This window comes from Variovorax rhizosphaerae, assembly GCF_037889975.1.
Lineage (GTDB): Bacteria > Pseudomonadota > Gammaproteobacteria > Burkholderiales > Burkholderiaceae_C > Variovorax > Variovorax rhizosphaerae.
In genome coordinates this window covers 179,367-197,856 of the sequence record NZ_JBBKZT010000011.1, presented here as the reverse complement: position 1 = coordinate 197,856, position 18,490 = coordinate 179,367, and the positions used below count along the sequence as shown (strand labels likewise).

General features: G+C 66.5%; 13 protein-coding genes. 9 read left to right on the top strand and 4 right to left on the bottom strand.

Translation table 11 applies throughout. The features are described 5' to 3' along the window. The first annotated feature begins 39 nt into the window (after positions 1-39). Positions 40-3,597: a patatin-like phospholipase family protein gene (locus tag WKW82_RS23670; RefSeq protein WP_340344788.1), complete on the top strand. Its 3,558-nt coding sequence runs from the start codon at positions 40-42 to the stop codon at positions 3,595-3,597. Here the strand turns inward: WKW82_RS23670 and WKW82_RS23665 are convergent. Next, positions 3,591-4,511 carry a LysR family transcriptional regulator gene (locus WKW82_RS23665; RefSeq protein WP_340344787.1) on the bottom strand — a complete coding sequence of 307 codons (921 nt, stop codon included), beginning with the start codon at positions 4,509-4,511 and terminating at the stop codon, positions 3,591-3,593. The genes WKW82_RS23670 and WKW82_RS23665 overlap by 7 nt on opposite strands. Positions 4,512-4,607: 96 nt before the next feature. Here WKW82_RS23665 and WKW82_RS23660 point away from each other — a divergent pair, with 96 nt between their 5' ends. The 5 genes from WKW82_RS23660 (at position 4,608) to WKW82_RS23640 (ending at position 9,749) form a co-directional block, all read left to right on the top strand. Beyond that, positions 4,608-5,777: an SMP-30/gluconolactonase/LRE family protein gene (locus WKW82_RS23660; RefSeq protein WP_340344786.1), complete on the top strand. Its 1,170-nt coding sequence runs from the start codon at positions 4,608-4,610 to the stop codon at positions 5,775-5,777. Positions 5,778-5,788: 11 nt separating this feature from the next. Beyond that, on the top strand, positions 5,789-6,796 hold the full coding sequence (locus tag WKW82_RS23655) for a hydroxyacid dehydrogenase (RefSeq protein ID WP_340344785.1): 1,008 nt from the start codon (positions 5,789-5,791) through the stop codon (positions 6,794-6,796). Further along, complete coding sequence (locus WKW82_RS23650; protein ID WP_340344784.1) at positions 6,793-7,503, top strand: RraA family protein; 711 nt, start codon at positions 6,793-6,795, stop codon at positions 7,501-7,503. Before WKW82_RS23655 ends, WKW82_RS23650 begins: the two co-directional genes overlap by 4 nt. 133 nt (positions 7,504-7,636) lie before the next feature. After that, positions 7,637-8,623, top strand: a complete 987-nt coding sequence (locus WKW82_RS23645; RefSeq protein WP_340344783.1) for a Bug family tripartite tricarboxylate transporter substrate binding protein — start codon at positions 7,637-7,639, stop codon at positions 8,621-8,623. A 4-nt stretch (positions 8,624-8,627) separates the two neighbouring features. Then, entirely contained in the window at positions 8,628-9,749 is a 1,122-nt protein-coding gene (locus WKW82_RS23640) for an NAD(P)/FAD-dependent oxidoreductase (RefSeq protein ID WP_340344782.1), read from the top strand. A gap of 133 nt (positions 9,750-9,882) precedes the next feature. Here WKW82_RS23640 and WKW82_RS23635 read toward each other — a convergent pair whose 3' ends face one another. The 3 genes from WKW82_RS23635 to WKW82_RS23625 form a co-directional block, all read right to left on the bottom strand. After that, complete coding sequence (locus WKW82_RS23635) at positions 9,883-11,397, bottom strand: wax ester/triacylglycerol synthase domain-containing protein (RefSeq protein WP_340344781.1); 1,515 nt, start codon at positions 11,395-11,397, stop codon at positions 9,883-9,885. Between the two features lie 148 nt (positions 11,398-11,545). Then, complete coding sequence (locus WKW82_RS23630; protein ID WP_340344780.1) at positions 11,546-12,514, bottom strand: cation diffusion facilitator family transporter; 969 nt, start codon at positions 12,512-12,514, stop codon at positions 11,546-11,548. Between the two features lie 139 nt (positions 12,515-12,653). Then, positions 12,654-12,806 (bottom strand): HHHH-motif protein, encoded by a 153-nt coding sequence (locus WKW82_RS23625; protein WP_340344779.1) that lies wholly within the window; start codon positions 12,804-12,806, stop codon positions 12,654-12,656. 495 nt (positions 12,807-13,301) lie between these two features. Between WKW82_RS23625 and WKW82_RS23620 the strand changes: the two genes are divergently transcribed. The 3 genes from WKW82_RS23620 to WKW82_RS23610 all read left to right on the top strand — a co-directional run bounded on the left by WKW82_RS23620 (position 13,302) and on the right by WKW82_RS23610 (position 18,424). Continuing rightward, entirely contained in the window at positions 13,302-14,705 is a 1,404-nt protein-coding gene (locus WKW82_RS23620; protein WP_340344778.1) for a site-specific integrase, read from the top strand. Positions 14,706-14,921: 216 nt separating this feature from the next. After that, positions 14,922-15,341, top strand: a complete 420-nt coding sequence (locus tag WKW82_RS23615; protein ID WP_340344777.1) for a helix-turn-helix transcriptional regulator — start codon at positions 14,922-14,924, stop codon at positions 15,339-15,341. 353 nt (positions 15,342-15,694) lie between these two features. Beyond that, positions 15,695-18,424 carry a hypothetical protein gene (locus WKW82_RS23610; protein WP_340344776.1) on the top strand — a complete coding sequence of 910 codons (2,730 nt, stop codon included), beginning with the start codon at positions 15,695-15,697 and terminating at the stop codon, positions 18,422-18,424. The last annotated feature ends 66 nt before the right edge of the window (positions 18,425-18,490 follow it).

Sequence of the window (18,490 nt, the reverse complement as noted above, 5' to 3'; positions counted from 1 at the left end):
GACGGTGGAATAGTCAAGCTTCCACACCGAGGTAACCGGATGGATGAGACGCTGCGGGAGTTGGTAAAAACACGGCGCGAAGCATTGCATGGCACGGACGATGATCGCCGTGCCTGGGGTTTGGCGCTGTCGGGTGGTGGCATCCGCAGCGCTACTTTTTGCCTGGGCCTGATCAAGTCCCTGGCCGCACAACGGCAGTTGCTCAAGTTCGACATGGTGTCGACCGTCTCCGGCGGCGGCTACATCGGCGCGACGCTGGGCCGCCTCTGCACCGATGCCAAGTCCGCCGACGAGGTGCGCGACATCGAACGCGCCTTCGGCGACGTGGACCGTGCACGCTTCGGCTGGTGGCTGCGCGCCAATGGCCGCTATCTCATACCGGGCGGTATGCGCGACACGCTGTTCGCCGCGGCGCTGTACCTGCGCAACCTGCTGGGCACCCACATCGAGATCGCGATTGCCGCCTGCCTGGTCGGCATGGCGCTGGCCGCGAGCAACCTGCTGATGTGGGATGCCGTGTTCCGCGCGGTCGACCTCAACAACACGCAGCCCACCACCGCGCAGGCCGCCATCGGGCTGCTGGTGAAGGCGGCCACGCAGTTGCCCACGCTGTGGTTCGCGGCAGCGGGGCCGTTCATCGCGTCGATCGTGCTGTCGTGCGCGTACTGGTCGGTGCGTGACAAGCCTTCGGTCAAGTTCCTGCTGGTGCAGGTGGGCATGTGGTGCGTGCTGAGCATCGGCGCCAGCACGCTCGGCCCCATGCTCGTGACCTATGCCGGCGGGCCGAACTGGCTGTCGGCGGCCTTCGTGGCCTTTGCACTGTGCTGGGTCATCGCGCTGACCTGGGTGATGTACCGCAGCCGACGCCGCACCGCCGCACAACAGCGCAACGAGCTGACCGATGCGCTGGCCGCAGTGCTCAACACCACCTTGCTGATCGGCGTGCTGGGGCTGCTCGACCGATCGGCCTGGTGGCTGGCCGCGGAGAACCAGCAGATGCGCGCCTCGTACGGCGCGACGCTGCTGGTGGTGGCCGCGATCCTGCGCGCAGTGTTGCCGGTGCTGCTGTCGCAGAAGCAGCAGACACCCGGGCTGGAGAAGAGCATGGTGGCGGCGCTGGCCAGCGTGGTCGGCCTGGTGCTGGCCTTCTGCCTGGCGGCGTGGTGGATCGGCGTGGTGTATGCGGCGACCTTGCTGCAGGTGTTCCAGCCGGAAGGCCTGGAGTTCTGGCGCGGCTGGGCCTGGCTGCTGGCGATGTTCATCGTGCTGGGCGCCTATGCGTCGCTGACGGGCTCCAACTTCGCGTTCCTCAACATCTCGTCGCTGCACATGTTCTACAAGGCGCGCATCGTGCGTGGCTACCTCGGCGCGGCCAACGCGCGGCGCCTGGGTGCCAGCCCGACCGACCAGGTGTCGGGCCTGATGCCGCCGCAAGTGCCGGTGGGCGAGGTGGACGGGCTGGACGACATCTCGCAACTGCAATACGCGCCGCACCGGCATGGCGGGCCGGTGCACCTGGCCAACGTCTGCATCAACCAGACGCATGACCCCAAGCAGAAGCTGTTCAACCGCGATCGCAAGAGCCTGCCGATGACCATCGGCCCGCTCGGCTGGATACAGGCCGGCGGATCGGAGTGGGCCAAGGCCCATGGCGATGGCGCGATGACGCTGGGCGCGTGGACCGCCATCTCGGGGGCGGCCGTCGCGCCAGGCTTCGGCCGCCTGACCAAGCGCGGGATTGCTGCGCTCTCCGTGTTCGCGGGGTTGCGCCTGGGCTACTGGTGGAACAGCGCCGACGCCGGCATCCTGCAACGCGGCGCCGCGGTGCACGGCACGCGGCTGCTGACCAAGACGCGCTTCCTGCTGCTCGAATGCTTCGGCGCCTTTCCGGGCAGCAGCTCGGCCAACTGGTACCTGAGCGATGGCGGGCATTTCGAGAACACCGGCGCGTACGCGCTGCTGCGGCAGGAGGCCGCGCTGATCGTGATCGCCGACTGCGGGGCCGATCCGGACTACCGCTTCTGCGACCTGGAGATCCTGATCCGCCGCGCCCGCATCGACCTCAATGCCGAGATCACCTTCATGAAGCCGCGGCCCGGCGCCCACCTGCCGCAGTTGGATGCCTTCGGCTCGCTGAACGACCTGGCGTCACCGACCAGCCAGGCCTGCCTGGCGCTAGCGCAGGTGCGCTACGCCAGCGGCGCGACGGGGCAGATCATCCTGGTCAAGCCGAATGTGTCGGCCGCGCTGCCAGTGGACCTGGTCAACTTCAAGGCGGCCAACCCGCTGTTCCCGCAGCAGCCGACCACCGACCAGTTCTTCGACGAGGCGCAATGGGAGAGCTACTTCCGCCTGGGCGCCCAGATCGGGACGCGACTGGACGGCGAGCTGCTCGACATGGTGGCCGATGGTGCGCCGGGCCTGTTCATGCCCGACGATGGCCAGGCTGCGCAGGCCGCGACGGGCCCGCGTGTTGAGCCGGGCAGTGCGACGCCTGCCGCCACCGCCAGCACGGTGGTGGCGACGGTGAGCCGGCTGCAGGCGCGTGTGATCCGTGCGGGTGCGGTCACGGCCACCGTGGGCCTGGGCACGGCCGCGACCATTGGCGTGGCGGCGTGGCAGGGCATCGACAGTTGGCGTGCCCAGCGCGCCGACGCGGAGAAATCCGAGAACGCGGCCTTCAAGGATTTGTCGCAACTGTGGGCACGTTTGAAAAGCGGTGGCGTCAGCAGCGGCGATGCGCCTGCGTTGCTCGCGGCAGAGTTGCTGCGCACCGGCGACCTGCTGTGCCGCGATGGCGGCGACAACTTCATGGCCAAGTTTCGCCTGTCCGTGCGCATCGTCGACGACGCCAAGGCGGCCTGCACGCGCGAGCCGGTGGAGCAGCGCACGCCGGCCTGCGTGCGGCTGCTGGACCCGGCCAACGGCATCGACTGCCTGCAACCCGCACAGGCACCCGCCTGCGCGCCGCGCTACTGGGCACGCGACTACACCGGCTTGACGCCGCCCTCGCAGAACTGCAGCGGCACCTTGCCCACGCCATGGCCGATGGTGGTGTGGCTGCACGACATGCTGACCGGCGAGCCGGCGAGGGTCGCCATCGCCACGCGACCCGCGACGCAACGCGGCGCGCCGGGGCATCCGCCGCAACCGTTCCCAGTGCCCGTGCCACCGCCCCCATCAGACACCGGCAAGCCGCCCGACCTGCAGGTGCCCTCCGCAACACCCGTGCCGCCCGCAATCTCCAGCGCGGCTTGCGCAGGAACCGTGGTCTATGTGCTGATCTACGGCCCCGCCATGCGCGAGCAGGTCCGCGATTGGCGACGGCGCTGGCGCGAACTCGGGGCCTCGGTGCCGCCGACCGAGGACTTGATCAGCACCTCGCAAAGGCAGGGGCGTTCGCCGCCGCGGGGGCATCCGGTGCCGACCATGACCGTGCAGGACGACAGCGCGCTGGCCTGCACCAATGTGCTGCAACTGGCTGCGCCGTTGCCGGACGGGCAGGCCTGGAAAGTGATCAAGCTGCCGCCTTCGCTGAAGAGCACGCCGGGGGCGATCGAGGTGTGGTTGCCGCGGAGCAAGGACACGGCTTACTGAGCCAGCGCTGACGTAAACAGCCGCTCCCCTCGCGAGCGCAGCAGCGTCACCAGTCGCTGCGCCGCTGGCGACAGGTAGCCCTCCTTGCGATAGGTCACGCCCAGCTTCCTGCGCAGTGTGGTTTCCTTCAGCGGTACCTCGCGCAGGGCATTGCGCCGGCTGCCGCTGCCCAGCGAATGGCGTGAAAGGAAGCTCAGCAGGTCGGTGCGCGCAATCAGGCGCGGCAGCAGGGGAATCGAGTTGGCGTTGATCTGCACGGTCGGCTTGGCGAGGCCGTGCGACTGGAACACTGCGTCCAGCCATTGCCGGCTGGGAATCGACTCCACTGGCAGCACCCAGTTCCATTGCAGCAGTGCCTTCATGCTCACCTTGGGCAGGTCGAACACGGGGTGCTTCGGGCTGGTCGCGACGACCACCACATCCTCGACGATCGAGTGCGTGACGAAGGCATCGTCATGCTCCGGCATCAGCCCAATCAGCAGATCGATGGTGCCTTCGCGCAGGCGCTCGCGCAGGGCCATGCTCGGCGCGATCGTGATGTCGATGGTGGTGCCCGGCGCCTCGGCCAGCAGCAGGTTGCAGATCTCCGGCAGGACATGGTCGGCGGCGATGGGTCCGCTGCCGATGCGCACATGGCCGGCGTTCCCGCGGGCGAAGTCGCCGACCTCGCGCAGTGCCTCTTCCGTTGCGCTGCGCAACAGCCGTGCACGCGCCAACAGGACCTCGCCTACGGGCGTGAGCTGGATGCCGCGCCCCTTGCGCTCGAACAGCGCGCTGCCAAAGGCTTCCTCCAGGCGCTGCACGCACTTGGTCAGCGCGGGCTGCGTGCGGCCCAGCTTGTCGGCGGCCTGGCCCAGGTGACCCAGCTCGGCCACCGTCTCGAAGTACTTCAGGTCACGGAGGTTGATGTCCATTGATAAGCCGCAGGAATCGAAAGATGAACATTATCGAATAGACGGAATGAATGCGCATTCCCAGAATCGAGCCCATCAACACACGGAGACCGATTCATGCGCCACATTGCACTCCACGCCGGCCTGACCGCGCTGCTCGCCTTGCCACTCGCTGCCGCCCACGCGGCCGCGCCCGCCGATGACGTGATGCCGGACAAGCAGGACCCACGCGTGGTGGAGGTCGCGCAGTCCGACCGCGTCATCAACTCGATCGCCATCACCACCAGCGGCCGCTTCTTTGTGTCGATGCCCGGTGTCGAAGGCCCGGGCCCGCAGGTCGCGGAACTGAAGGACGGCAAGTTCCTGCCTTTCCCGAATCTCGAATGGAGCCTCTGGAAGGCAGACGCCGACCCCAGGAACACGCTGATGCACGTCAACACGGTGCGCGTCGGACCCGACGGCGACCTGTGGGTGGTGGATGCCGGCGCGCCGCGCGTCGGCGGCAAGGCCGTGCCGGGCGCGGCCAAGATCGTGCGCATCGACCTGAAGACCAACAAGATCAAGCGCATCTACCAGGCCGATCCGTCCGTGGTGCGCGAGTACACCTACTTCAACGACATGCGCTTCAACGGCAAGGTGGCCTACATCACCGATGCCGGCGCCATCAACCCCGGCATCGTGGTGCTCGACCTGGCCAGCGGCAAGATGCGCCGCGTGCTCGACACGCACCCCGCCACGGTCGCCACGCACGAGATGTATGCGGACGGCGGTCGCCGCATCGTGCTGAAGGACCCGATCCCCGACAACAGCGGCAAGCCGACCAAGGACAAGTTCGTGAACGTCGACCAGCTCGAAGTCAGCCCGGACGGCAAGTGGTTCTACTTCCAGCCCATCGGCGGTGCGCTGTCGCGCGTGCCGACCCGCCTGCTGGACGACCCGAATGCGCCGAAGGAGCGCGTCGACGCAGCCGTCGAAAAGGTCATCGACACCTGGATGGCCGCCGGCACCGCCATCGATGCGAAGGGCAACATCTACATGTCGAAGGTGACGAACCGCAGCGTGATGCGCATCGCACCCGATGGCAAGGTGACGACCCTGGTGTCAGACCCGCGCCTCACGTGGATTGATGCGATGTGGGTGACGCGCGAAGGCAACCTGTACATGCCCGCCGCCCAGCTGGACCGCACCTCCGCCAACCTGGCCGGCGCGCCGGCGCAGATCGAGTACCCGGTGCGGCTGTACCGCATCGCCGTCGGCGCCAAGCCGGCCGCCAACGACCACAAGTGAAAGAGGACGTCATGACTTTGACTGTTCTGGTCACCGCACCCAAGCTGGCGAAGGCAGGCGTAGACCTGCTCACCCAGGCCGGGGCGCGGGTGATCTACCTCAAGAATGCCGACAGCGCCGAAGAGGTCGAGCACCTGATGGCCACCGAGCCGATCGATGCGGTGATCTCGCGCACCGTGACCCTGTCGGCCAAGGCGATTGCCGCCTGCCCGACGCTCAAGGTGATTTCCAAGCATGGCGTCGGCGTGAGCAACATCGATGTCGATGCAGCCACCGCGCGCGGCATTCCGGTGTACGTGACGCCGGGCGCGAATGCGCAGTCGGTGGCGGAGATGACGCTCGGCCTGATGTTTGCCGCGGCACGTCGCATCGGCTGGATGGACCGTGAGTTGCACGAGGGTCGCTGGTCTCGCACACAGGATGGCGTCGAGCTGCAAGGCAAGACGCTGGGCCTGGTCGGCTTCGGGCAGATCGGCCAGCGCGTGGCCATGGTGTGCCTGGCGCTGGGCATGGAAGTCGTGGCCTTCGACCCTGCGTTGAAGGCCGGCGCAAGTCCCGTGGCTGGCGTCAGCATGCTGCCATCGCTTGATGCGCTGCTGCCGCTGTCCGATGTGCTGAGCCTGCACGTCCCGCTCAACAAGCACACGCGCAACATGCTGGGCGCGGCGCAGTTCGCGGCTATGCCGCGCGGCGCGATCCTCGTGAACACGGCGCGTGGTGAGGTCGTCGATGAGTCCGCGCTGATCGACGCGCTGCAAAGCGGCCAGCTTCATGCCGCCGGGCTCGACACCATGGCGCAGGAGCCCTTGCCCGCGGGCAGCCCGCTCGCCGCGCTGCCCAACGTGGTGCTCACGCCGCACGTCGGCGGCTCCACGCCAGCCGCATTGGCCGGCATGGCAAGCGGTGCCGCACGCAACGTCCTTGGCTGGCTGCAGGGCAGCCCGGCCGACCCGTCCGCCTGCGTCAATCCGCAGGTGCTTCGTACCCACACATCCACTACTTCAGAAGTCGCAGCATGACCACCAACCCCATAACCTCCGCGCCCGTGCAATGGCCCGCGGGCTACCGCATCAACCCCCGCGCCGAAGGCCCCGCGGCCGATATCGTCGCCGCGTTCCGCGAGATCCCGGTGGCCGCCATCGGCGACGCCATGAGCCGCAACATCGGCACCGTCGGCCTGCGCCAGTACCACGGCCGCCTCGACACCGTGCTGTGCGGCCCCGCCGTCACGGTGCGCGTGCGCCCTGGCGACAACCTCATGATCCACAAGGCGCTGATGATGGTGCAGCCCGGCGACGTGCTCGTCATCGACGGCGGCGGTGACGTGTCGCAGGCGCTGGTCGGCGGCCTGATCCGCACCACCTGCGTCGCGAAGAAGCTGGGCGGCCTGGTCATCGACGGCGCCGTGCGCGACCTGTGCGAATGGGCGGAGGAGGGCATGCCGATCTTCGCGCGTAGCCATACGCATCGCGGGCCGAGCAAGGACGGCCCGGGCGAGATCAACGTGCCGATCGCCTGCGCCGGCCTGGCCGTGTTGCCCGGCGACCTGATCGTCGGCGATGCCGATGGCGTGATCGCCATTCCCGCCGCTGAAGCCGCAGACGTGCTCTCGCGATCCCGCGCCCACCTGGTCAAGGAAGCCAGGATCCGCGCCGACAACGCGGCCGGCAAGTCCGACCCCGAGCGCTTCGACGCGACCTTGCGGGCCAAGGGCCTGCCGATCTGAAGCGACTTCGCAATCAAACGCGCAACTGCGCTGGAACGCCATACAGCACTGCCTGCGGCGCTCCGCCTTGTCCTGCGCTCGATTGCAAAGCCGTATGAACCGTCACTCTTTCAAGAACCCAAGAGGCATTTCCATGAACAGACGCAATCTCATCCTGTCGACTTCACTGGCGCTCGCAGCCGCCGCCGTCGCGCCTGCCGCGACTTGGGCCGCCGAGGGGGCGTACCCCAGCAAGCCGATCAAGCTCATCGTGCCCTTCCCGCCCGGCGGCGGCACCGACACCACCTCGCGCCTCGTCGCCGAGAAGTTCACCGCGCTGCACAAGTGGATCGTGGTGGTCGACAACCGGCCGGGCGCGGCCGGCAACATCGGCCTGGACGCGGTCGCCAAGTCTGCGGCGGACGGCTACACCATCGGCATGGGCCAGGCCGCGAACCTGGCCATCAACCCGGCGTTGTATTCGAAGATGCCGTTCGACCCGCTGAAGGACTTCACGCCGATCGTCGAGATCGCCGTGCAGCCGGTCGTGCTGGTGGTGCGCGACGACTCGCCCTACAAGACGCTGGCGGATCTGGTCAAGGCTGCGAAGGACAAGCCCGGGACGATGAGCATCGGGCAGGCCGGCAGCGGCACCGTGGGTCACCTGGCGGGCGAGCTGCTTTCGCGCCGCGCCGGCATCCAGGTCCTGCAGGTGCCGTACAAGGGCGCCGGCCCGGCCATGACCGACCTGCTCGGCGGGCAGATCCCGGCCTACTTCGGCAACAGCGTCTCGGTGATGACGCAGGTGCAGGCGGGCAAGGTGCGTGCGCTGGCCGTGACTTCGGCGCAGCGGCTACCGGCCCTGCCCAAGGTGCCGACCGTGGCGGAACAGGGCTTTGCCGGCTTCGAAGCCGTGACCTGGCTCGGCCTCGTCGGCCCGGCGAAGATGCCTGCGGACGCCGTCACGCTGCTCAACAAGGAGGTGGTGTCGATCCTCGGCCGCAAGGATGTGCAGGAGCGCCTCTCGAGTGAAGGGAGCATTCCCGTGACCGGCACGCCGGCGCAGTTCGCCGCGCTGATCAAGGCCGAGCATGCCAAGTGGGGCGGCCTGATCCGCGAGGCCAGCATCAAGCTGGACTGAGGCCATGGAAAAGATCGATTGCGCCGTCATCGGCGCGGGTGTGGTCGGGCTCGCGATTGCGCGTGCCCTGGCGATGGCGGGTCGCGAGGTCGTGATCCTGGAGAGCGAGAACGCGATCGGCACGCAGACCAGTGCGCGCAATTCCGAGGTGATCCACGCCGGCATCACCTATGCGCCCGGAGCGCTCAAGGGCCGGCTGTGCGTGGCGGGCAAGGCTGCGCTCTATGACTACTGCACGGAGCTCGGCATCGGGCACCGGCGCATCGGCAAGCTGATCGTCGCCACGCAGGAATCGGAACTGGCGGATCTGCACAAGTACATCGAACTCGGCGCGGCGCATGGCGTCAACGACCTGCGCCTGCTGGGCGCCAACGAGGCGCGCGCGATGGAGCCCGAGGTGCTGTGCGTCGGCGCGCTGCATTCGCCCTCGACCGGCATCGTCGACAGCCATGCGCTGATGCTCAGCTACCTCGGCGATGCGGAGCGCCATGGCGCCACGCTGGCGTTGCAAAGCCCGGTGACGGGCGGCGCGGCGGATGACGATGGCGTGGCGCTGGAAGTGGGCGGTCCCGAGTCCATGCGGATCCATTGCCGAACCGTCGTCAACGCGGCGGGACTGGGGGCGCAGCGCGTGGCCAAGGCGATCGCGGGCATGCCGGCCGAGCAGGTGCCGACGCTCTACTACGCCATCGGCCACTACTTCAGCCTGGCGCGCAAGTCGCCGTTCAACCACCTCGTGTACCCGACCGGCCGCGACGGCGCGTTGCGCGCGCATGTCACGCTGGACCTGGGCGGGCAATGCAAGTTCGGCCCGGACCTGAGCTGGCGCGACGGCGTGGACTATCGCTTCGACGCCTCGCGCGAGGCGGCCTTCTACGATGCCATCCGCCGCTATTACCCTGGCTTGCAGGACGGCGACCTGCAGCCCGGCTACACCGGCATTCGCCCCCGCCTGGCCGGCCCGGGCTCGTCGCTGCACAACACCGCGACGGACTTCGTCATCCAGGATTCAACGCAGCACGGCATCCAAGGGCTGGTGAACCTGTTCGGGATGGAGTCGCCCGGCCTGACTTCGTCGCTGGCGATTGGTGACTACGTGGTGGAGCGGATGATGGCGACGGCGTGAGGCATCACGCGGTCCGCTGGAACCAGGGCAGGGACAGCAGCGCTGCCGCGATCTCGATCACCGCCGACACCCGCTTGGCTTGTGCCCGATACCCGGGGGGCGGCGGGGTCGCCCGCGACGTGGCGAGAAATCGTCAGGCCCCGGAACCGACCTTGCGGCGAGGCTTCTTCGCGGCGCCGCGGGTCGCTTTTGCCGGTGTCTTGACCGGGGCAAGTGCAGCCGTCTTCGCAGCCCGCTTGCGTGCGGTCGCGGTCTTTGCCACATCCACCGCCAACGCAGCTTCCCCCAGCACCGCCTTCTTGAGTTCCTCGAAGGCTTCGGCGGCATAGCCCGCGAGTTTCTCCACGTTCGGCACGGCCTCGGGCATCGCCAGGAAACCGATCTGCAGGCGCTCGTCGAGCGTCACTGTCGTCACGTTCAGCAATTGACCCGCGGGCACCACGGACACGGGCAGCGCCCACGATACCGGGGCGCCCATCAGGTAGCGCTTCTCCGTGAAGCCGAAGGGGTTGGACACCATCAGGTTGGCCACAGGCAAGCCCGTTTTCAAGCCGATCTTTTCGACCAACGCGGGCACGCCGTGCACGAGCGTCGTGTAGAGCATCACCGTCTCGTTGCTGGATTTTTCGATCACGTCCTTGACCGTTGCAGTCTCCGCGCGAATCGCCGCGAGGCGTTCTGCCGGACCCAGCCCCGGCGCGCCGAGCGGGAACTGAAGCACGGCGATCTGGTTGCCGCCTGCCGCATTCGCCAGCGCAATCGGCATGGCCGTCACCAGCGGCCGGTTCGCGCGCTCGCCTCGCTCGTTCAGGTAACGCGCCAGCGCCATGTCCAGGGCGGCGAGCAGCACATCGTTGACGGTCGAGCCGGTCGCCTTGCCGATGGCCTTCATCTCGCCGATGGGCAGCGTCGAGAAAGCCAGCGAGCGCTTTGCCGAGGCACGCCCGCGCAGCGCACCCGGAACGCCGGCGTAAGGCAGCGACAAGCCTTTCGCCCCCGAAACGCCGAGCGCCTTCAGGCCCTGCTGCGCCAGCATGGCGTAGAGATCCGCGGCGGTCGCGGCGGTGCCGCCCACCTTGCGCAGCAGGTCGGTCAGGCGGTTCACGACCGATGCGCGAACGGGGTCGGGCTGGGCGCGCCGGGGCAGGGCGTCCCACATCGCACGCACCTCGAGGTCATCGGGCGAGACGGCCAGCCAGTGCGAGATGGCCTGCACGAAGCCGCGACCGTCGATGATGCCGTGATGCGTCTTGCCGTAGAGCGCCACCTTCCCGCCTTCGAGGCCGTCGATGATGTACATCTCCCACAGCAGCCGCGTCAGGTCGAGGCGCGATTCATGCAGCCTGCAGACTTCCGCGCAAAGGTCTTCCAGGCTGCCGGGCGCTTCCAGCGTGATCCGGTGCACCTGCTTCGACACATCCGCTTCGGCGTCGGGTTCCAGCGATGGCATGGCCAGGGGCGGCGTGCGCAGCCTGTAGTTGAACGGTGCGCCCGCAGGCCGCTCCAGCATGCGGGCCATGAGGCGGTCGGCAAAGTCGGCGCGGCCGCGCGCGGGCGGATCGAGCACGACGAGCGGTCCGATGTTGAAGGGACGCTCCGGCGTCTCCAGCAGGAACATCGCCAGGTCGATCACGGAAAGAGCGGGCATGGATTCGCCTCCTGCGGACCGAAGTCCAATCGGCGGGCCCGGTGCCCCCGCGCGCATCGCCTCCTGCTCCCTGAAGCGTGGCCTACGCCATCAGGACGGCGATGTTGCGCCGCCTTTGGCGATCCGACAAGAATTTTGGGCTGGTGCGTCAGTGCGCGTCCGGCTCCTCCGGTGCGGACAGGCTCAGCGTGACCCGGCCGATGTACCGGTTCGTCATGATCGACAACTCCAGGCGCCGGAGCGTGCGTGCGAGTTCGGCTTGCGAATGCTCGCCTTTTAGCTCGACACGTGCCACGACGACAACGCGTTCGGGCCCGATGAATTCCCCGTAAAGCCAGGTGACCCTTTTCACTTCGTGCATGGCCGCCAGCGCGCGCAAGGCGCCCAGGCGTTGCGCCGGCGACAGCGGCGCGCCCGCCAGGAAGCGGCGATTCGTGAGGATCAGGTACAGGCCGCCCACGCCCATCAGCAGCCCGACGATGAACGAGCCCGCCGCGTCCCAGGCCACCTTGCCCGTCCACTGGTGCAGCGCCATCCCTGCCGCGGCCACGACGATGCCGACCAGCGCGATGAAGTCCCCGATGACGACGGTGCGCAACTGCGCGTCGGAGGTCTTGAACACATGCGCGAAGACGCCGTGCTCCAGCTCGGCCGCCCGCTTGCGCACGAAGGCCACCGCCTGCGCGAACGACCAGGTCTGCAACACGAACGAGCCTGCCAGCACGACATAGCCGATGGCGTAGTCGGTCGTCATGTCCGCCGTGCCGAGTTGATGCAAGCCACGCCAGACGCCGACTTCCGCGCCCACGGTGAGCATGGCCACCGACCCGAACAGCGACCACACATAGGACTCGCGCCCGTAGCCCAGCACATGGGTTGCATCCGGAGGCCGCCGGGCCGCGAGATACGCAGCGACCAGGAAGCCGTCGGTGACGGTCCCCACCCAGGAGTGCACCGCTTCGGCCAGCATCGATGCCGAGTCGGTCATCACGGCGGCCACCGTCTTGATCACCGCCAGCAGCACGCCCGCGCCCAGCGCCAGGTACACGACCCTCCTGACATCGCGCCCGTCGTTGTCGACGCCAAGTTGGCGGTGAAATCGGTGGAAGGCCCTCATTGCATCAATCCTATCCGTCACTGCGCTGGCGGCGTGCGGGACAAGTTGCCGCCACGAGAGCTGGAAGGATGCACGGGCGTTCGACCTTTGGCCGCAAGGCGGCCCACCCGGGCCCGGCTATCTCGGCGTCAGGCGGCCATCAGCGGGCCGGTCGCTGACAGACCATGGTGCCCGTCTTCTTGTCCCAATGACATTTCTTCGACTTGGCGGCCGACGCCGTGGCGGGCGCCAGCATGGCAACTCCGACAAGGGCGAAGACGCCGGCGAGGATCAGTTGCTTGATGTGTTTCACAAAATGCCTTGAGGATGGCGCCCCTGCATGCCCTCGCACTGTTGCAGGGACGATGAACACCAGAGGGCGGAGCTTGCGAGGAGGGGACAGCAGGATTCGTCCCCATTTGTACCTCTGCGCAGCGTGCCCGGCAAATGCGTGAATGGCACATGCCGGCCATCATGCTGTGTGATCTGGCCTGTCCGGAGGGGATCGAACCCCCGACAACCTGCTTAGAAGGGTAACTTCAGGGTTCGCCAAGACATTTCAGGACATTGCAGATGCACCCCGCAGACCTGCACTGCATAAGAGAGATCTTGCCTATGACCACTCATAACGTTGCATGACGTTGCATAATGGTCCACACTATTTGGACCATTTTTTGGACCACTGGAATGGCAGTGGTCCACGCAATCCGCAAGATCCCCTATGAGCATCGAGCGACCCGCCCTGATGCGCCGCCTGGCGCATGAAACCGGCCTGAGCCTCACGGACCTCCAACCTGTGGCAACCACCGTGCGCCGCTACATCGACAAGGCGCACAGCGGCGACGTGGCCGGCTTGCACCTGGTTGTGTCGCCTGGTGGCAGCATGTCCTGGTCGGTGCGCGTCACCAACCCAGCAACCGGCGAGCGCCCCCGGCTGCGGGTTGGGGATGCCAAGACCATGCTGATTGAGACGGCCATCGAGCAGGCGCGCAAACTGCACGAGGCTGCCGGCGACGGCGACGACCCTAAGGCGCAGCGGCAGGCCAACAAGCGCAAAGCCAAAGAGACTGCCGCGGCACGCAAGGCCGCCCGGCGCACGGTGCGCGAACTGCTGGACGTGTACTTGGCCAAGCAAAAGCGCCTGCGCAGACCCAGCGTGGTGCTGCTGGACGCCTTCTACAGCGAACCCAGCGCGGAGACGTTGACGAGCAAAGGCGTCTCGCGAGTGCAGCTCAAGCCCGTGCTGGCGATGCTCGGCAAACCTGTGGCCGACATTGACGACCGCGCCGCCCAGGCGCTGATCCGCAAGTACGAGGCACGCGGCCTGTCGCTGGCCCAGCATGCGCTCACGCATATGCGCGCCGCCTACAACGTCGTGCTCAAGGACGCCACCGAGCGCGCAGCCTTCGGGATCGAGCGCAACCCTTTCGCCGGCTTGGCCGTCTCCGAAAGGGCCGACACGACCGCGGAGGAAGACGAATCCGGGCGCAGCGTGCGCGCCCTCAGTGAGAGCGAAGTGCAGCGCCTGTGGCGGGGCCTGCACGAGACCACCATCGTGACAGGCGGGCAGGGCGCCCAAATGGAAGTGAAGGCGGAAGACCGCACCCGTTTAGCGCTGCTGCTGGGGCTGGCCTGCGGGCAGCGCGTCGAGCAGACCCTGATGACGCGCGCGCAGGACATCGACTTCGACGCCAAGACCTGGAGCATCCCGGTTGCACACCGCAAGATCAGGCGCAAGCTGCGCAAGTCGAGCCGACCGCAGGATAAGCTGCCGCATGTGGTCCCACTGCATCCGCTCGCACTGGACCTGTGGCGACAGGTTTTTGCGGCACGCACTAGCACGGTCAACCCCTGGCTGTTTCCTGCAACCGACCGTGACGGCAAGGAACTGCTGGAAGCCCGCGACCATCGGTCGTTGTCGCGCTTCGTGTCGCGCTGGTGCGAACGCCATGAGGTGGCCCCCTTCACACCGCGCGACCTGCGACGTACATGGCATACCCTCGGCGGCAAGTGGCGCCTGGACTACGAGGTGCGCGAGCGCATTCAAGATCACGCCATGAAGGGCATCGGCGCGCTGCACTACGACTTCCACGACTATCAGGAGGCGATGAGCGAGCTGATGGACGCCTACGGCGCCAAATTGGCCGCGTTGGTGACGCCTGACGCTTCAGGAAATGTCGTGACCCTTGCTGACGCACGCAAAGCGGCGTAGATTCATACCGGGCCTCACAGTCGGGGAAGCAGCATCGGATGCCGACCCCGACTCCCAACTGAAAATTCTTGAACGCCGGGTGCACCCGGATCCGCCTGCGGTATGCGGCGGCGTCCACGCCGATCAGGACGTAAAAGAGCACTGTCACCGAGATGAGGAAAGCGCACCGCAAGCTGCGATCAGCATGTGGAACTCGATGCTTTCACGCGACTCATCATGGACACTTCATTGCCCGAAACGACTGCTCAGTCGTTCCGCATCATCGACACAGCCGAATTCCTCAAGAAGGCGCGGATCAGCAAGTCCACGCTATGCCGCCTTGAAAAGAGCGACCCCACCTTTCCCAAGCCCGGACAGCTCGCCGCACGCGGCTGCCGCCTGTGGCTGGAGTCGGCGGTGGATGCCTATCTGATTGCCAAACTGAGCACACCGGCCAAGCCAAACACTGCGCGCGTGGCGAAGGCTGTGAGTGCAGCGGCCCACGAGTGCGCGAAGGAGAAACGCCGCGCCACTCGGCTTAAGAAGCGAGGTCCTTCGTCAAGCCCAGAAAACCCCGAGTTGCGCGCGCTCGCCGTGGCGAAGGCCGCGGCGGCGAAGCGTTCGCGCAAGACATCGGTTTCGACCGCGACCCCGTAAGGCAAAACCCCCGCCGGCGACGACCGGACGAGGGCTGCGTTTACACGTCGGCTGACCCGAAGCGCACTTGGACAAGGTGCTGCGAATTTTGGCAGTCGCCAGATGCGGACGCAACCGCTCGCGGGCTCGCTGGTTTTCACATTGGAGACCAAGATGTCAATAGCCCTGAAGGGCGCTCGCTATCGCGGCCAAGCCGCAAGAGCACGAGAGCTGACCCAAACTAAGCAGGCGGGCGCAACAGGCTCCCGCATTTCCTTTTCCGATGTCCCGTTGAACCGCGCAGAGCGACGCGCGCGCGGTCGTGCGGAGCGAGCGGAGCGCAAGTCGGCGACCAAAGGGAAAGGTGGCCGGAAGTGACCTCGAATCCGCCCGTCTTCATCCTGCCCCAAGGCTTCACTATCGGAACCATGGCCCGGCTGCTGCGCACGCACGGCGCGTCGCAGCGCGACGTGCAGCAGTGCCTCGGACAGAGGTTCGTCCTCGCTCCGCAGGAGCGCGATGCGCGCGAGCTGGCCGATGTGATGCCCGAGCATGTACCCGCCTGTGTCGCCTACCTGGAGCAGGTTGCGCCGGAGTTGCTGGTGCGAGCGGTACCGATGGCGCCGCCGTGTGTACCGCCGTCATCACCACCACCATCGCCACCAGCAGCACCATCGCCGCCACCAGCTCTACCAAAAGCTCTGTCAGCAACGGCGTTAGCGCCCTCATCCGCCAAGGCGCCGCCGAAGCCCAAAGCGCCGGCCATCAACTTCGACGCGATCCCGCACGAGTTGCAGGCAGGTCAGTTTTTCGTCATGTGGCGCTTCGTACCCAAGAAGGACAAGCAGGGCAAACTCAAATGGACCAAGCCGCCCATGCAACGCGACGGCTCCTTGGCGTCAACAACCAACTCCGCGACCTGGTGCAGCTTCGATGAAGCCCGCGCAGCTCTCGCGCTGCGCAGGCCGAATGGATCGCCATTTTTCGATGGAATGGGGCGCGTGTTTTGCCCTGACGATCCGATGCAGACGTTCGGTTTCGACTTGGATAATTGCATCGCGCCCGATGCCAATGCCGCGCGCAGGCTTTCCGCCGATGCGCAGGAGGCCGTCCGCGAACTGAGCACGTATGCCGAGCTGTCTCCTTCGGGTGACGGCGTGCACATCATCGGCAAGGGCAAGCTACCTGGCGCGCACTATACGAACAACAAGCTGGGCCGCGAAGCCTACGACTCGTCCAAAGCTGGCCGGTACCTGACGATCACTGGTCAGGTGTTGCCTGGTTTCGATGCGATTCGCCAATCTGACTCGGCCATGCTGGCAAAGTGGCACGCCTTGTGGGACACCCATGCACCAAGCAACCGGGCCACACCGCCGCATGGCGCACGGGCGCAGGAACCGACAACCAGCCCTGGCTCAGTGCAATTCATTGCCAACGTCATTCTTGAGGGGCGTGGCCTGCCGCAGGACGCAGTTGACCTAATCCGCCATCAGGCTGGTCTGGACAAGCACTACAACAGCGATGGCAGCCTAGGCGTTTATGCAGCCTGCATCGAGATGGCCCGCGCGGGGTTCACCGATGTGGAGATGATCTCGGTGCTGACCGATTCGGAGAACGCGCTGGCCGAAGTCGTGCTGCGCCGACGCGCGCACAGTCGGCAGTCGGCTGCCCAATGGTTGGTCAAGTACCAACTCAAGCAAGCGCGCAAAGCTGCGGCGCAGGGCCTTGGCGCCGCACAGGTGCAGGGCAAGGGCGATCACTATGGAGTAGCAATGGCGTTCATCGACCGCATCGAGATGGAAACGGGGCACCGGCCCGTCTACTCGCGTGGCAGTTTCTGGACCGTGAACGACAACCTCTGGGAGCCACTTGCGCTGGACCAAGCTGCGGTTCACGTTGGACGACATTTCGGTGGGCGCAAGAACGTAATGAAGTCGGGCGACTTCAAAGCCATCGCCACCCTAGCAGCCAATGCAGTGGAAGACGCCGACTTCTTCGACGCGGCACCAGCCGGGGTGGCGGGACCGGATAAATTCTGGCGCGTAGACGGGGGCAAGGTCGTGAGCGAGTTGCTGACACCCGACCACCGCCAGCGGATGCGCCTCCCGACCGAACCGGAATTCGGCAGCCCGCCGCCCATGTTCATCAAGGTGCTGACCGACAGCATGGGTGCGCACGCGCGTGGAAATGAACAAGTTCACCTTCTGCGGCTGTGTCTGGGCGCCGCGCTGGTGGGCACGCTCTGGAAATATCGGGTCGCGCTGTGTCTGAAAGGACCGACCACCGCGGGCAAGTCCGTTGTCCTAGCCGTGTTCAGGAGCCTGTTTCCAAAGGACATGGTGGGCGCCACCAACCCAGCAAAGTGGGACAAAGAATACTTCGTGGCGGCGCTGGCGGGGCGGCGATTGAACATCGTTGGAGAACTGGACAGCCAAGCGCCGATTCCCGGGGGAGCATTCAAGACGGTGACAGGTGGGGACGTCATCGAGGGGCGTCACCCGACACATCGACCCTTCCATTTCGTTTGCCTCTGCGCCCACATCTTCAACGGCAACCAGTTGCCGCCGACCACCGACCGCAGCAATGCCTTCTTCGTCCGGTGGCGCGTTGTGGTGTTCGAGAAGGCTCGCGCGAGCGGCGAAGTCATTGTCAGTCTGGCCGACAAGATCATCGCCACCGAGTTGGCTCAAGTGGCGGGGTGGCTGCTGGAAGGTGCTGCTGTACTGCCACAAGGCACGCTGCCCACGACCGCTGCGCACGAAGAAGAAGTCAGGAGATGGCGCTACGCGAACAATTCAGCCGCAGCCTTTGCTGTCGATCCGTCTTGGTGCTCGCTCGTGTCGTCGGCGGAAATATCGGGGGAACTTCTCTACAGCAGGTACTGCGTGTACGCCAAAGAAACTGGTACGCAGTCGTTCAAGCGCACGACGTTCTACGACAACTTGATGGAACTAGGTGGGGCGCTCGGTATTGCCAGGATCGAACGCAACCACGCAGTCTGGTTTGCCGGCATTCAGCTCGTTGCCCACGAAACGCCGTTTTTCGACCTTGAACGTGTTCCCGCGCCGCTACCCACCACCGAGCTGGGGGCGAAGCCGCCGTGAAGACAAGGGTGAAAAGGGTGATTTTTTGCTACCCCTGCACGTTCATATAAGCGGTGTGAACGAAGA

Coding starts and splice junctions, on each gene's coding strand:
- WKW82_RS23670 (WP_340344788.1), top strand. CDS start 40: ATGGATGAGACGCTGCGGGAGTTGGTAAAAACACGGCGCGAAGCATTG.
- WKW82_RS23665 (WP_340344787.1), bottom strand. CDS start 4,511: ATGGACATCAACCTCCGTGACCTGAAGTACTTCGAGACGGTGGCCGAG.
- WKW82_RS23660 (WP_340344786.1), top strand. CDS start 4,608: ATGCGCCACATTGCACTCCACGCCGGCCTGACCGCGCTGCTCGCCTTG.
- WKW82_RS23655 (WP_340344785.1), top strand. CDS start 5,789: ATGACTTTGACTGTTCTGGTCACCGCACCCAAGCTGGCGAAGGCAGGC.
- WKW82_RS23650 (WP_340344784.1), top strand. CDS start 6,793: ATGACCACCAACCCCATAACCTCCGCGCCCGTGCAATGGCCCGCGGGC.
- WKW82_RS23645 (WP_340344783.1), top strand. CDS start 7,637: ATGAACAGACGCAATCTCATCCTGTCGACTTCACTGGCGCTCGCAGCC.
- WKW82_RS23640 (WP_340344782.1), top strand. CDS start 8,628: ATGGAAAAGATCGATTGCGCCGTCATCGGCGCGGGTGTGGTCGGGCTC.
- WKW82_RS23635 (WP_340344781.1), bottom strand. CDS start 11,397: ATGCCCGCTCTTTCCGTGATCGACCTGGCGATGTTCCTGCTGGAGACG.
- WKW82_RS23630 (WP_340344780.1), bottom strand. CDS start 12,514: ATGAGGGCCTTCCACCGATTTCACCGCCAACTTGGCGTCGACAACGAC.
- WKW82_RS23615 (WP_340344777.1), top strand. CDS start 14,922: ATGGACACTTCATTGCCCGAAACGACTGCTCAGTCGTTCCGCATCATC.